The organism is Rhizobium chutanense (genome assembly GCF_002531935.1).
Taxonomy (GTDB): domain Bacteria; phylum Pseudomonadota; class Alphaproteobacteria; order Rhizobiales; family Rhizobiaceae; genus Rhizobium; species Rhizobium chutanense.
The window spans coordinates 79839-94132 of sequence record NZ_NWSV01000011.1 but is presented as its reverse complement, the minus strand read 5'-3'; the positions used below and the strand labels follow the sequence as shown (position 1 = coordinate 94132).

Annotated in this window: 12 protein-coding genes and 1 pseudogene; 4 read left to right on the top strand and 9 right to left on the bottom strand. The window is 61.5% G+C overall.

All coding sequences use genetic code 11. From position 1 onward, the window contains the following. Nucleotides 1–50: 50 nt before the first annotated feature. Entirely contained in the window at nt 51–1931 is a 1881-nt protein-coding gene (locus tag CO666_RS18230) for a HAMP domain-containing methyl-accepting chemotaxis protein (RefSeq protein WP_097613609.1), read from the bottom strand. A 200-nt stretch (nt 1932–2131) separates the two neighbouring features. On the opposite strand from CO666_RS18230, the pseudogene CO666_RS18225 reads away from it, so the two are divergent. Both CO666_RS18225 and corA read left to right on the top strand, forming a co-directional pair. Beyond that, a pseudogene (locus CO666_RS18225) lies at nt 2132–2344 on the top strand (DUF4272 domain-containing protein); the annotation flags it as partial. Nucleotides 2345–2505: 161 nt separating this feature from the next. Beyond that, nucleotides 2506–3549, top strand: coding sequence for a magnesium/cobalt transporter CorA (gene corA, locus CO666_RS18220; RefSeq protein WP_097613608.1), 1044 nt, complete (start codon nt 2506–2508; stop codon nt 3547–3549). Between the two features lie 9 nt (nt 3550–3558). On the opposite strand, the gene CO666_RS18215 is transcribed toward corA, so the two are convergent. The 3 genes from CO666_RS18215 to CO666_RS18205 are packed head-to-tail and all read right to left on the bottom strand — an operon-like array spanning nt 3559 to nt 5634. Continuing rightward, entirely contained in the window at nt 3559–4332 is a 774-nt protein-coding gene (locus CO666_RS18215) for a phosphotransferase enzyme family protein (RefSeq protein ID WP_097613607.1), read from the bottom strand. Nucleotides 4333–4343: 11 nt separating this feature from the next. Further along, entirely contained in the window at nt 4344–5225 is an 882-nt protein-coding gene (locus tag CO666_RS18210) for an MBL fold metallo-hydrolase (RefSeq protein WP_097613606.1), read from the bottom strand. Nucleotides 5226–5271: 46 nt separating this feature from the next. Next, complete coding sequence (locus CO666_RS18205; protein ID WP_097613682.1) at nt 5272–5634, bottom strand: hypothetical protein; 363 nt, start codon at nt 5632–5634, stop codon at nt 5272–5274. Nucleotides 5635–5655: 21 nt separating this feature from the next. Here CO666_RS18205 and glgB point away from each other — a divergent pair, with 21 nt between their 5' ends. Then, on the top strand, nt 5656–7914 hold the full coding sequence (gene glgB / locus CO666_RS18200; RefSeq protein WP_342588128.1) for a 1,4-alpha-glucan branching protein GlgB: 2259 nt from the start codon (nt 5656–5658) through the stop codon (nt 7912–7914). Nucleotides 7915–7921: 7 nt separating this feature from the next. Here glgB and CO666_RS18195 read toward each other — a convergent pair whose 3' ends face one another. Beyond that, nucleotides 7922–9550 carry a thiamine pyrophosphate-dependent enzyme gene (locus CO666_RS18195; protein WP_097613605.1) on the bottom strand — a complete coding sequence of 543 codons (1629 nt, stop codon included), beginning with the start codon at nt 9548–9550 and terminating at the stop codon, nt 7922–7924. Between the two features lie 25 nt (nt 9551–9575). Further along, a complete protein-coding gene (locus CO666_RS18190; RefSeq protein ID WP_097613604.1) occupies nt 9576–10754 on the bottom strand; it encodes an amino acid aminotransferase in 1179 nt (392 codons plus the stop codon). A gap of 147 nt (nt 10755–10901) precedes the next feature. On the opposite strand from CO666_RS18190, the gene CO666_RS18185 reads away from it, so the two are divergent. Next, complete coding sequence (locus tag CO666_RS18185) at nt 10902–11369, top strand: Lrp/AsnC family transcriptional regulator (protein WP_097613603.1); 468 nt, start codon at nt 10902–10904, stop codon at nt 11367–11369. Between the two features lie 16 nt (nt 11370–11385). On the opposite strand, the gene CO666_RS18180 is transcribed toward CO666_RS18185, so the two are convergent. From CO666_RS18180 to CO666_RS18170, 3 genes are read right to left on the bottom strand one after another with little or no spacing between them, the layout of a single operon-like run. Next, nucleotides 11386–12147, bottom strand: coding sequence for an ABC transporter ATP-binding protein (locus tag CO666_RS18180; protein WP_097613602.1), 762 nt, complete (start codon nt 12145–12147; stop codon nt 11386–11388). Then, on the bottom strand, nt 12144–13184 hold the full coding sequence (locus CO666_RS18175) for a FecCD family ABC transporter permease (RefSeq protein ID WP_097613601.1): 1041 nt from the start codon (nt 13182–13184) through the stop codon (nt 12144–12146). The genes CO666_RS18180 and CO666_RS18175 overlap by 4 nt, the downstream gene beginning before the upstream one ends. After that, entirely contained in the window at nt 13181–14206 is a 1026-nt protein-coding gene (locus tag CO666_RS18170; RefSeq protein WP_097613681.1) for an ABC transporter substrate-binding protein, read from the bottom strand. Before CO666_RS18170 ends, CO666_RS18175 begins: the two co-directional genes overlap by 4 nt. Nucleotides 14207–14294: the final 88 nt, after the last annotated feature.

The following is a 14294-nucleotide window of genomic DNA, read 5'->3' as shown; positions in this document are numbered from 1 at the left end:
CCGGCAATAGCCGGGCGCCTTTTCATGAGAGGTTCCGACAGCCGTCTGTTTCAGCGGCGTGCGGCAACAGCGTGCATGGCTGGACGCGGCGCGGGCTGGGCCATCGTTCTCGCCGTCGAGCGAAGGGCCGACGACTGGCTGGCCGCGTCGTCAAGCCTGAATTGGGCGATAAGTTCGCGAAGCGTCTGGGCTTGCTGAGCGAGTGAATCGGATGCGGCGGTCGACTGTTGCACCATGGTGGCGTTCTGTTGCGTGGTCTGGTCCATCCGGTTGACGGCGACATTGACTTCGCTCAGTCCTATGGACTGCTCTTTCGCAGAAGTGGCGATGGAATCCATATGGTGATTGATCTGGGTGATGAAGCCGCCGATGGTCTTCAGGGCCTGGCCGGTATCGCGCACCAGCTTGACGCCGCTTTCCACTTCCTTGGAGGAGTTCTGGATCAAGCCCTTGATTTCCTTGGCGGCACTTGCCGAGCGTTGGGCGAGTTCGCGCACTTCCTGGGCGACGACCGCGAAGCCCTTGCCGGCTTCGCCCGCTCTTGCCGCTTCGACGCCGGCATTCAGCGCGAGAAGGTTGGTCTGGAAGGCGATTTCGTCGATGACGCTGATGATATTGGAAATCTGCTGCGATGAGGTCTCGATACGCTCCATCGCCTCTTCGGCGTGGGAAACGACCTCTGCGGAGACCCCGGCGCTGCGATTTGCCTCGGTCGCCACCGTCCGGGTCTCCTCGGTTCGCTTGCTGGAGTTCGACACGTTCGCCGTGATCTCTTCGAGTGCGGCCGCAGTCTCTTCCAGCGAGGCTGCCTGCTGCTCCGTGCGCTTTGAAAGATCGCTCGCTCCCGAGGAGATTTCCCGTGTGCCTTCGTCGATCGTGCCGATGCTTTCGGAAATCGCCCTCAGCGTTGCACGGAGCTGGGTGACGGACTGATTGAAGTCATGGCGCAGTGCCTCGAAATCGGGGGCGAAGGCCTCATTGAGCTGGAAGGCCAGGTCGCCTGCGGCGAGCCGCTTCAAACCGGCGGCAAGACCCGAGGTGGCAATGCGCAACCGCTCCGATGCAGCGGCTTCCGCCTGCCTTTGCGCGTCGAGGCGATCGGCCTCAGCCCGGCCGCGATTTTCCTCGGCTTCCAGTGCCATCTGCTTGTTCGTGATGGCAGCCTGGCGGAAAATCTCCACCGCGCCCGCCATCGATCCGATCTCGTCGGCGCGGTCGGCAAACGGGATCTCCGAACCGGTGTCTCCCTCGGCCAACCGCCGCATCGAGGCGGTGATGCCGGTAATCGGATTGGCAATGGCCGTCAGCACGAAGGCGACAGCGCCGAGAACGAGCAATCCCGCGACACCGATCGTTGCAAGCAGATAGAATTCTATGGAGTCGAAAGTCTCGGCGCTGAGGTCGGCAGCCTTCTTGCTGCCGCTGACGTTCAATTCGACCAGGGCCGCCGTAGCTTCCTTAAGCTTGTCGGAATAAGAGCGCATCTCTCCGCCCAGATATTGGCCGGCTTCCTCGGTTTTGTTGGCGCGTGAAAGGATGAGAAGCTGCGAGCTGCTGGAGATGTAGCCTTCAACGCTCTCCTTGATCGTCTTGATCAAGTCGCGCTCCCGATCGGACGAAGCCAGTGGAAGATAGGCGTCTGCCGATTTGCGAATCGCATCCTCGGCGACCTTGATGGCGTCCTCGCGTGTTTTCTTTTCCGCCTCCGACTGCGCGATGATGTGATCGCGGTAAGCGAGGCGCAAATTCGTCATGTTGAGATTGATTGCCTGCGAAGCCTGCACGCTCGGTAGCCAGTCGGTGGCGATTTCTTCGGTCGAACCGTTCGTCTTGCGAAGACCGTCGACCGCGAGGTAGGCGACAACGCCGAAAAGAATGGCTATGACACTGAAAATCAACAGCAAACTGGATTTGATGTTTGGGCGGCGCATTGAAAGTCCTCAATAGAACCTCCGGCTTCAGGCCGGACTGATGCGGCATTTTCTAACAGAAAAAATTTAACGATTTGCTCAATGGGTAAAATGCCGTTTACCACCTTCGCGCAGAAGCGAGGTCGCATTTGCGCAAGCCATATCCCGATAACGCAGGAAATGTTTATCGATCCGCCGCCAGAGATGGGAATGAGTCAGGCATGATCAAACGCATATTTTCCGCCCTTCTCGTCCTGATCATTCCGGTGAAGGCCGCCGTTTCGCCACCCGCCGATGAAACGCAGGCACGCAAAGCCCGCTCCATCGCCCAGCTTCAATCGGAAGGCGTTCCGACCATCGATCATCTGCCGCTCATCGAGCCCGAAAGCGACAGTACCCGTCGGAAGACAAAAGCCGTCGTTCAGCGCACGATAATTTCCACGGATACGTGATGTCCCCGGGCAGAGGCAGGTTCGTTCAGCACCTGCGCTGAAGCGGATGCATGTTTTACGAAATAGCATTATGATCAAAGCGGCGTTTAGCCAGCGTTGGCTGCGGAGCTATGATCCGCGCGGGAGTGGGAGGACGGCAGGATTTGGAACAGCTGAAGGATCTGGACAGTATTTCCGTGCGGACCGGCAGCGGTTCGGCATCGCCGCCCTATGAACGGCCCGGCGTCGTCGCTGCCGCCGTTTACCAGCAGGGGCAACGCATTCGCGACATCAGGATCGAGGAGGCCGGCGAATGGCGAAACCGGGAGAATGCGGTCGTCTGGATCGGCCTGCACGAGCCTGACGAAGTTCTGCTCCACCAGATCCAGGCCGAGTTCAATCTCCATCCGCTGGCGATCGAGGATGCGGCGCAGCCCCACCAGCGCCCGAAGCTGGAGATTTACGGGGAGGCGATGTTCATCGTCGCCCGCACCGCCCACATGAAGGACGACGAAATCGTCTTCGGCGAAACGCATCTCTTCGTCGGCCGCGGTTATGTCGTCTCCGTTCGCCACGGAGAATCCTCCTCCTATCTGGCTGTGAGGCAGCGATGCGAGGCGACGCCGGCCGCCCTTGCCCATGGCGAGAACTACATTCTCTATTCGATCCTCGATTTCATCGTCGATAACTACATGCCCGTCATCGAGGTGGTGCAGGAGGAAGTCGAGAAGCTCGAGGATCTGGTGCTGCGCGAGCAGCTAGGAAAGTCCGATATCGAACGGCTTTACCTTTTGCGGCGCAAGCTCCTGCGGCTGCGCAACGCCGTCGTGCCGCTCGTCGACGTCTGCCGGCGATACGAGCATATCGATCTTCCCGGCATGGATCCGACGCTCCAGTCGCTGTTTCGCGATGTGACCGATCACGTGCGCCGGGTTCAGGAAGATATCGACGCGCTGCGCGAGGTCCTTGCCTTCGCCTTCGAGGCGAGCGTAATGATCGGCCAGACGGAGCAGACGGCGATCGCCCGCAAGCTTGCCGCCTGGGCGGCGATCCTCGCCGTTCCCACCGCGATCGCCGGCATTTACGGCATGAACTTCAGCGACATGCCCGAACTGAAATTCCAGTATGGCTATTTCGTCGTGCTCGGCGTCATCGCCGTCCTGTGCCTCGGACTTTTCGGCTTCTTTCGCCGGAGGAAGTGGCTGTAGCGAAGCGTGTCAGCAGAGCGCTTTCAGAACCGGGTCTCGATGCTGCCTGATATAGTCGATGTCGCTGAGATACAGGCGGACATCTCCTTCAGCCACGTCGTCCGCGAAGGTCTGGTCCCCGGCCGCGGCCCTTGCCAACATGAAATCGACGAGGGCTTGAAGTCGCCTGCAGATCATCTCGGGAAGCCGGCGCCTTTCCTCGACGGTCGCGCCATAGGTGGCGCAGAAGATTTCCGCCCGCCGCAGTTGGTCGTCGAGGCCGAATGCCACGGAAGGATTGGCGGGATCTGAGAGCGGCGCCCAGCGATAGACCGCATAGGCGAGATCCCATAGGCGCGATGCGGGATGGGCGGTGTCGAAATCGATGATTCCGACCGCCTCAGGGCCTGCCGTGGCGACATTATAAGGTGCATAATCTCCGTGGCAGACAATTTCGCGCGGCTCCTGCGGCGGCAGCATCCACGTCTGAGCCTCGCTGTCCGATTCCAGAAAACCTTGAGATGCGGTATGAAAAGCGCGCAGAAGTCCTGCTGCGGAAACCAGCATGCGCTCCGATCCGGCAAGGGGATCGCCGAGGTCTTCGCAGACGCGCCCGGCGACGTAGCTGACGATCTCCTCGCCTTCGCTGGTAATTTGAAAGGGCTCCGGCGCTGCCAGGAAGCCTTTGCTTCTGAGGTGGCGCAAGAACCGGTGCGCGGTTGGCGTCCATTCGCCGGACGGCCTGACGACGGTATCGCCGTCGCGCCAGATTCGCCCCGTTCGTCCGCCCTCCAATAGTTCCACGTCATGGCCTCCTACGCGGATTTCGGTTTTTCGATACGGGCCTGAACCGTGGCGCCAAGGTTCGTCTCATGGCAGTTCCGATAGAACGCCACTGTATCCGAAGGCATTCCCTCGGGAATGGCGACGAAATCTTCGAGCCGGAACCCGCTTGCTCTGCCGAGTTGCGGATCCGCCAGCTGGCTCTCGCTCAAGCCGCCGACACGATCGGCCAGGGCCTGGAAATAGGCCAGGTTCCCATCCACCGCGGAAGGAGAGTATGTCCGGCCGTGCGCAGGGATGACCAGTCTGGCGTCGAGGTCACGTATCCGCTCGAGCGAGGAACGGATCAGGCGAAGGTCGCCTGCAGTTTTGCTCCAGACTTCGGGAATGGGGTATTCCACCGCGTCGACGGCCAGGCAGACGCGAAGTTCGGGAATCCATATGGCGATATGGTCGGGCGTGTGTCCTGGCGTATGAATGAGTTCCAGCGTCAGATCGCCGCCATTCAAAACCATGGCGCCGGAGAAGGTGATATCGGGGCCGATGAACTCCACGTTGCGAAACCGTGATTCCTGGCCCGTCTTGTCCCGGAGAATCTCGCGGGTGGAAGGATCGCGCAAACGGTCGAGCGCGGCGGCATGCGCGATAATGGGAGCGCGTCCGGCAATGGCGGCATTTCCCCAGAAATGATCCCAATCCATATGCGAATTGACGACGATCAGCGGACGCTCCTCCGCCCTTTCCTCAAGTAGATCCAACGCCATCCGGCATAGCTCCGGCGTCCCGAGCGTATCGATCAGAACGTCGAACCTTTCGGCCCTGACAAACACGGCATCCACTTCGTCCCCCGCCCGGACGATGACGATCCGCTCGTCAAGTCCGGGATAGGAGCACAATTCTACCGATGCATTCACGTCTGGTCGCCTTTGTTGCAGCCGAAATATTTTCGTCCTGAAACGCTTACTTCGATTTTGGTTTCTGTCGAACTGGTACAGGCACATCCCACCGGTTCATCACAACATTCGGCACAGCTGTTGCGCATATCACCATCACGCTGGGTTTTGAGCGGCCGAGACTCTTCGGCGTCCATTGTGCCTCGAGCGGGACCGCGCATCGCGGAACCAGTACCTTCGCGTTCGGTTCCAGCACATCCCATTGCTGTTGCCCTTTGGTGTTTTCCTGCGCGATGAAACGCTTGGCCTCCTCGCGAATTTCGAACAGGCCGTGCTTGTCCGCTGTGGAGCGATCGGTTTCGATGCTCCAGGAGGCGAGACAAAGGATGCAGGCCGACAGGGTTGCGGCGACAAGGATGGATCGAAGCATGGATGCGCCGTCAACAGTCAAATGACTCACCTCCCAGGACGGTGGAAGATTACCCAAATGCGGCACGAATGCTCAAGGTCTCTTCGTGTCGTGGATAGCTTTGCCGCTCAACAGGGACCTTCGGAAAAGCGCGCCCGCCCCGGTGATCGCACTTCGCGAAGCGGCTTCCGGTTTTCTTCCCGTTGCGGCAGACGGCGCGGCGCTGCGGTTGCGGCTGCGGGCAGGGGAGACCCGGGTGGTCGAATGCAAGGCGCCGGTGCCGATCACGTCCCGGCCGATCCTCGAGATCGAGCAGCGGCAACGTCGGCGCGGCTTGCCATTGAAAACATCATGCCGCGGGTCGATGGCGGGCGCTTCCCCGTCAAGCGGGTGGCCGGCGACATCGTCACCGTCGAGGCTGATATATTCGCCGACGGCCACGATCCGATCGCCGCGATCCTGCTGTGGCGGCCGCTCGATGCCATGGCGGAGTGGAACGAGACGGAGATGCAACTGGTCGAGAACGACCGCTGGCGCGCCGAATTCCTGCTGGAACGCACCGGACGCTATGAGTTTGCCGTCGAGGCATGGAAGAACCCGCTTGCGATCTTTCGTTACGAGCTGACGAAGAAACACGATGCCAGGCTGGATTTGAAGCTCGAGCTGCAGGAGGGGCTGAACCTCGTCCGCTCGGCCGAGACGCATGCGGATGCCGCGCTCCGCACCGAATTGAAGGCCCTCGCCGACAGTCTCGAACGGGCATCCGATGCCGAGCGCACGGCGATCCTGCTCGATGGCGAAACAATGAAGGGCCGGTCCCGGCAGGCGAGACTGGAGGGTGCAATGTCCGTTTACGAGGTCCATGCCGGTTCCTGGCTGCGCGACCAGAAGGACGGCAACAGGCATCTCGACTGGGTCGAGCTCAGCCAGCGGCTCGCTCCCTATGCCAGCGACATGGGATTTACCCACATCGAGCTGCTGCCGATCATGGAGCATCCGTTCGGCGGATCCTGGGGCTATCAGCCGCTCGGTCTGTTCGCCCCGACTGGCCGATACGGAACGCCGGAGGATTTCGCCTATTTCGTCGATCGCTGTCACGGCGCCGGGCTCGGCGTCATCCTCGACGGGGTGCCGGCCCATTTCCCCACTGATGTCTGGGGGCTCGCCCGCTTCGACGGCAGCGCGCTTTACGAACACGAGAATCCCCGCGAGGGCTTTCACCGTGACTGGAACACGCTGATCTACAATCTCGGGCGCAACGAGGTGAAGGGCTTTCTGATCGCCAGCGCGCTCGAGTGGCTCGACCGCTATCATGTCGACGGCTTGCGCGTCGACGCTGTGGCTTCGATGCTCTATCGCGACTACAGCCGCAACGAGGGCGAGTGGATCGCCAACCGGTATGGCGGCCGTGAGAATCCGGAGGCGGTGGAATTCTTCAAGCACCTGAACAGCATCATCCACGAGCGCTGCCCGCATGCGATAACGATCGCCGAGGAATCGACGGCTTGGCCCGGCGTCACCAAGCCGCCGGAAGAGGGCGGACTGGGCTTCGACATCAAATGGAACATGGGCTGGATGCATGACAGCCTGAGCTACATCGAGAAGGACCCGGTCTATCGGAGCTACCATCACGGCACGATGACCTTCGGCATGATCTATGCCTATTCCGAACACTTCATCCTGCCGATTTCCCACGACGAGGTGGTCTATGGAAAAGGCTCGCTGCTGACGAAGATGCCGGGCGACGATTGGCAGAAATTCGCCAATCTGCGCAGCTATCTCGCCTTCATGTGGGGCCATCCCGGCAAAAAGCTCTTGTTCATGGGAAGCGAAGTCGCCCAGCCGGGCGAATGGAATCATGACGCTTCGGTCACCTGGGACGTGCTGGACCGGCCGGCGCATGTCGGCATTCAGCGCCTCGCCAAGGATCTGAATAGCCTCTACGGAGACGAGCCGGCATTGCAGTTCGGAGATTTTCATCCCGAGGGCTTCGAATGGGCGGCTGCCGACGATGCCGTCAATTCCGTGCTCGGCCTGCTCCGTTATGGGCCGGACCAATCCTCGTCTGTCCTGGTCGTATCGAATTTCACGCCGGTGCCGCGTTACGGTTATAGGATCGGCGTGCCGCAGGACGGGGTGTGGATCGAGCGGATCACGACGGATGCGCGGGAATATGGCGGTTCCGGCCTCGTCAACGGCGCAGTTTCGAGCGAACCCGTACGGGCCCACGGCAGGCCGGTCTCCCTGTCGCTGACGCTGCCGCCGCTGGCGACGGTCTTTTTCAAGGGACCGTCGCCTTGACCGGGATTCATTCGGCGTGCGGCGCCGGATGAATGAAAGGCCAGGGGCTTGCCTCGGATCCTTTCTCGATCGGAACCTCGATGAGCACGGGTTCGTCGAGAGAGAGGGCTTTGTCGATCGTGCTTTTCAGTTCGCCGGGGCTCGTTACCCTGAATGACCGGATGCCGAAGCTTTCCCCAAGAGCGACAAAATCGGGATTGGTGAGATCCGAACCGAGATAACGGCCTTCATAGGCCTGCTTCTGGTCGCGCAGGACGTTGCCATAGGCCGAATTGTTGAAGACGATGGCGACGACATTGATCTTGTGCTGGACTGATGTGGCAAGTTCCTGAACGCCGAACATGAAGCCGCCATCGCCGGAAACAGAAATAACGGCTTTGTCGGGATGGGCGACTTTCACGCCAAGGGCCGTGTTGAAACCAAAACCCAGATTGTCCTGATAACCGCATGTCACGTATTGGCGCGGGCCGTAGACCGGGAAGGCAAACCGGGCGGTAAAGCCCATCTGGCTGACCTCCTCGACGAAGAAGCCGTCTCTCGGAAGAGCCTGGCGAATGGCGTCGAGATAGGCGAGTTGCGGCTGCACTGCTGAGAAACGAGATCTGGCGTCTTTGTTGAGGTCGGCGAATTCGCGCGTGCGGTCCTCGCGGACGAACCCCGTCAGCGCATCGGTCAGCGCCTGCGTTCCGTCTCTTGCATCCGCGACAACGCCAACATCGGGCTTGAGGCGGACCATCTCTGTGGGATCGATGTCGATGCGGATGATCTTCATATCTTTGGGCAGCCACTTCCAGCGCATGAACTGCAATTCGAGCCGGCTGCCGATCCCGATCAGGACGTCCACCTTCTTCCAGTATTCGTAGGCGGCGACGAAATTCAGATAATTAGGGTGGTCGTCTGCGACGATGCCCTTGCCGGAGCGATGGGACGTCACAGGCGCCTGCAGCAATTCCGCAAGCGCGGCGATCTCGGCGCCGGCATCCGCCGCGCCGCCGCCGACCATGATCATCGGATTCTTCGCGCCTGAAATCAGCGCCGCCGCTGCGGCGATTTGATCGGGATTGACGGCCGGGTGAGGCGCTTTCGCGGCAACGGGAACCTCGATCTCTGGGCCGGATTGGCCGAACACGTCCCAAGGGGCTTCGACCGCTCCCGGGCCTTGGCGGCCGGAGAGCATCTTAGCGACGACGCCAGCCATGACGGAACCGGCCTCGGACTGGTGGTTGATGCGCTCCGCCGTCTTGGTGATCCCGCGCATGGTGGCGAGCTGATCCGGCAGTTCGTGCAGTTGGCCTCTGCCCTGGCCGATCAGATGGGACATGATGTTGCCGGTGATGCAGAGCACCGGCGCGTTGGCGCCGTAAGCGGTGCAAAGCGCAGCACCCGAATTGAGCACGCCCGGGCCGGGCACGACGGTATAGGCGCCGATCCGGCCGGTGGATTTGGCATAGCCGTAGGCCATGTAGGCCGCACCCTGTTCGTGCCTCGTGTGAATGAACCGGATCTTATCGCCGGCGTCATAGAGCGCATCGTTGAAATCATACATATGGGCGCCGGGGATGCCGAAGACCGTGTCGATGCCATGGGCGACAAGCGAACGGGTGATCGCCTGGCCGGTCGTTTCTTTCCTGCTCATTCTGAGACTCCAATGCTGCGTTCGACTACGACTTCAGGCAGCCTTCGGCCCGGAGCGCCGCGACGATGGCGCCGGCATCGGCGGGCTGCATACCGGCAAGGTTCATGCGACCGGAATCCGCCATGTAGATGCCGTGGTTGGCCCTGAGCGCGACCGCCGTCTCCTTGCGCATCGCGAGATTGGAAAACAGGCCGCGCTGCCGGCTGATGAAGGCGAGATCGGCAGAGGCGGCGGCCAGCGCCGCGCGATTGCCGTTGACGCGCTGGCACATCTCTTCGAGTTCGGCGCGCCACATCGCCGTCATCTCCGCGCTTTCGAGAATGGTCCTGACGACGGCAGCCCCATGGTCCGGCGGCATCGACCAGTTCACACGGGCGAGAGCCGCCATGTTGCTTTCGGCTTTCGTCAGGTCATCGCTATTGCGGGCCATGACATAGAGCGCGCCGACGCGCTCGCGGTAGAGGCCGAAATTCTTGTCGCAGGAATAGGCGATCAGCGCCTCGTCCACCGCATTAAGGATCATGCGCGTCGGCGCGGCATCCTGTTCGAGCCCGTCGCCGAGGCCCTGATAGGCAAGATCGATGAAGGGCACCAGCGTGTGCGCAACGAGGAGATCGGTAATCTCTTGCCACTGCTCCATGGTGAAATCGATGCCGGTCGGGTTATGGTAGCAACCATGCAGCAGCACGACGTCGCCTTCTCCAGCGGAAGACAAGGCGGCGATGACACTTTCGAATTTTACCTGCTGGGACGCCAGATCGACGAAGGAATATTCCTTTGCGGCCAGTCGCGCTGAAGCGAAGATCGGCGCGTGGTTCGGCCAGCTCGGCGTCCCGAGCAGAACCTTCGCTGATGGATTTGCCGCTTGGATGAGTTCGGCGCCGAGACGCAAGGCACCGCTGCCGCCCGGCGTCTGGATGCCGACGAGACGGTTGGCGAAATCAGGCGATGTGCCGAAAATGATCGGCTCGAGCAGGCGCACGAATTGCAGGTCGCCTTCCGGGCCGAGATATTTCTTGCTGTCTTGGTTCTCCAGCAGAAACTGCTCCGCTGCCTTCACGGCGCGCATGACCGGCGTGCGTCCCATCGCGTCGCGATAGACCCCGACGCCGAGGTCGATCTTTTCGGCGCGATCGTCGGCCTGGAAGGCCTTGATGAGGGCAAGCAGGCTATCGGCCGGCCGGCTGTTCAGTTGCTCAAACACAGTTCCACCTCGCTGTTTACTACTGGCCGGAGATTAACTGAAGTCCAACGGCGAATTTCTGCGATTTTCTCCTTGTTTCGACCTAATCATGCAGACAATTGGCGAAAATAGCCTATGATGTGCAGAAAATCACCGTCTGGAGAGGGCATGCTTGACCCGTTCGATATCAAACTGCTCGCCGCTCTCCAGCAGAACAGCGAGTTGACGCAGAGCGAACTGTCCCAGAAGGTCAATCTCTCCGCGACCCAGTGCGCCCGCCGTTTGGAGAGGCTGCGCAACGAGCAATATATCCAGAGCGTCGTTGCCATCCTCAACCCGGTCAAGCTGGGCTTCACCGTCGTTGCGCATACGCTTGTCAGCTTGAGAGCGCATACAGAAGGGGGAAACGAGCGGCTCCACCGTTTCATCGAGACCGCACCGGAGATTCTCGAATGTTATTCGCAGACCGGTGACGCCGATTTTCTGATGAAGGTCATGACGCGCGACCTCGACCATCTCAGCCAGTTTCTGGAAAGAATGATCCGCGTCACCGACAATCTGGCCTCGGTCAAGTCAAGCATCGTCTTGAAGACACTGAAAAAGACGACGGCTTTGCCGCTGCAGATCCTGACGTGAGAGCGGCTACGGCCACTCACCTGAGATAATGGATGTGCGGGCGTGAATGATAGGGCGAGGCTTCAACACGGGCCTCGATGGAAAAGACCTCGCGCAAAAGCGTCTCGCTCAGCACCTTCTCAGGCGGCCCGGAGGCGACGATCTTCCCCTGCTGCATGATCACAAGCTCGTCGCAGAACATGGCGGCGTGGTTGAGATCGTGCAGAGCGACGATGCTGGTGATTGGCAGGCCGGAGACAAGCCGCATCAGGCCGATCTGGTGCTGGATGTCGAGATGGTTTGTCGGTTCGTCGAGGATCAGCTCTTGCGGCGACTGGGCGAGCGCCCTGGCGATATGGGTGCGCTGCTTTTCGCCGCCCGAGAGATTCTGCCAGCGATCGTCGCGCTTTTCAGCCATGCCGGCGCGCTCGAGCGCGGCCTCGACGGCCTCTTCGTCGGCCCTCGTCCAGCCCGAGAACATCGAGCGGTGCGGGAAGCGGCCAAGCTTGACGACGTCGACGACCTTCAAATTGGCATTGGTCGTCGCGTGCTGCTCGACGAAGGCGATCCGCCGGGCGATCGAGCGGCGGCTGATCGTGCCGATGTCGCTGCGATCGAGCGTGACGCGGCCGGAATGCGGCCGCTTCAGACCGGCCAGAAGCCTGAGCAGCGAGGTCTTGCCCGAACCGTTCGGCCCGAGCAGGCCGAGCATGCGGCCGGGCTGCGCCTCCAGGGAGACGCCGTCCAGAATGGTCTTCCTGCCAATTTTCCAGGTGAGATTGTCGGCCTTGATGCTCATGACGCGCGCTGGAACCGGTAGAGGATGATCGAGAAGAAGGGTACGCCCACCAGCGCCGTGACGACGCCGATCGGCAGGATTTGACCGGGAATGAGGGCACGCGCGGCAATGTCGGCAAGCACCATGAAGATCGCTCCGCCGATGGCGCAGGCCGGCAGGAGGCGGATATGCAGCGGCCCGACGGCGAAGCGGGCGACATGCGGCACGACGAGGCCGACGAAGCCGATCGAGCCGACCATGCTGACGATCGTGGCGGTCATCATTGCCGTCAGTCCGAAAAGCACCATGCGGGCGCGCCCGACATTGACGCCGAGCGAGGATGCCGCCTCATCGCCGAAGGCGAAAGCGTCGAGCACGCGGGCGTAGAGCAGGCAGGCGGCAAGGCCGAGACCGACGACGACCGAGACCAGCGCGAATTCCGGCCAGCGCACGCCGCCGAAACTGCCGAGCAGCCAGAACATGACGTCGCGGGCCTGCTGGGCATTCGCCGAGGTGGTGACGATATAGGAGGTCGAGGCGTTGAAGAGCTGCGATGCGGCGACACCGGCAAGAATGGTGCGGTCGGCGCCGCCCCGCGTGCCGTTCGACAGCAATGCGACGAAGAAGAAGGCTGCGAAGGCACCGGCAAACGCGCCTGCAGAGAGCGACACCGCGCCCGCGCCGACGCCTAAGATGACGATCGCGACGGCGCCGGTCGAGGCACCGGCGGAGATGCCGAGCACATAGGGTTCGGCAAGCGGGTTGCGCAGCAGCGACTGTATGATGGCGCCCGACAGCGCCAGGCCTGCGCCGCAGAAGGCGGCGACGAGCGCGCGGCTCAGGCGGTAGTCCCAGATGACGGTCTCATGGATGCGGTTCAACTCGACCGCGGTCCATCCGAGCCGGTTGGTGACGGCCGAAAAGGTGGTCGCAAGCGGAATCGGCAGATCGCCGATCCCGACGCTGACGCCGATGGCGACAGCGATGAGGCAGAGGGAAGCGAGCAGCAGCGCGGTGATCGCTCCCAGCTGCCGGAAGAGACGGCCTGCGTCGCTCACTTCCGCAGACCGAGTACCTTCAGTTGCTCGGCCACCTGCTCGGCGCCGTAGATCGTCCGGATGGTCGGGTTCATGGCCTGGCCGTCCATGACGACCAGAGCCTTGTTCTTGACGGCCGGGATTTGGCTGACAGCCGGATCGGTGTTCAGGAACTTGATCTTGGCTTCGGGCTTGTCGAGTTCCCAGCGGTTGCGGTCGAGGCTGGCGACGACGATGACGTCGGGATTGGCGGCGATGATGCCTTCCCAGCCGATCGTCGGCCATTCGGCTGCCGCGTCGATGGCATTGTGCCCGCCGAGCAGGTCGGCGATGAAGCCGGAAGCGCTGTTCTTGCCGCCGACATAGGCGTCGGCCGACGGGCTGGGGCTTGAGAACCAGAAGACGTAGGAGAGGTTCTTGCCGTCCTTGGCAACGCTCGCGCGAAGCTTTGCCTCACGAGTCTTGAAGTCGGCGATAACAGCCTGGCCGCGGTCGGCGACGTCGAAGATCTGAGAAAGTTCGTCGATCTCCTTGTAGAGGAGATCCAAGTTCCACAGCTCGCCGCGGCTGCCGTACTGGTCCTTGACGTCCTTGGTGCTGAGGCAGGTGCTGGGCGAGAGATAGGTTGAAACACCGACCTTGTCGAAATCCTCGCGCTTGGCGATCTTGCTGTTCGGCCCGACCAGGCTCGGCAGGGCGACGGCCACGAAATCGGGATTTTCGGCGAGCATGGATTCGAAGGTCGGCATCTCGACGGTGAGAAGCTTGACCTTGGCATTGGCTTCGGCGAGCTCAGGCAGGACCTTGCTCGGCCAGAAAGCGGTGCCGACCATCTTGTCCTGAAGCCCGAGCAGCAGCAGGATTTCCGCGCTGTTCTGGCCAAGCCCGATCGCCCGCTCGGGCGCCTTCTTGAACGTCGCCTCGGCGCCGCAGTTTTCCAGCGTCAGCGGATAGGTGGTCGAACCGGCCAATGAGGGGGTTGCGGCAAGGCCGAGCAGGGCGGAGAGGCCACAGGCGGCCAAAATTGATTTGAGGCTGGTCACGAAGAAAATCCCGGTGCGTGAATATATGCGGCCGGGGTATAGCCACAGGCGCGGCAATAAAACAAGACAAAAATATTCAACTTATAGC

What these genes read in the sequence shown, in the direction of transcription:
- CO666_RS18230 (WP_097613609.1), bottom strand. Translation starts at nt 1,931, where the DNA reads ATGCGCCGCCCAAACATCAAATCCAGTTTGCTGTTGATTTTCAGTGTC.
- CO666_RS18205 (WP_097613682.1), bottom strand. Translation starts at nt 5,634, where the DNA reads ATGCTTCGATCCATCCTTGTCGCCGCAACCCTGTCGGCCTGCATCCTT.
- glgB (WP_342588128.1), top strand. Translation starts at nt 5,656, where the DNA reads ATGACTCACCTCCCAGGACGGTGGAAGATTACCCAAATGCGGCACGAA.
- CO666_RS18195 (WP_097613605.1), bottom strand. Translation starts at nt 9,550, where the DNA reads ATGAGCAGGAAAGAAACGACCGGCCAGGCGATCACCCGTTCGCTTGTC.
- CO666_RS18185 (WP_097613603.1), top strand. Translation starts at nt 10,902, where the DNA reads ATGCTTGACCCGTTCGATATCAAACTGCTCGCCGCTCTCCAGCAGAAC.
- CO666_RS18180 (WP_097613602.1), bottom strand. Translation starts at nt 12,147, where the DNA reads ATGAGCATCAAGGCCGACAATCTCACCTGGAAAATTGGCAGGAAGACC.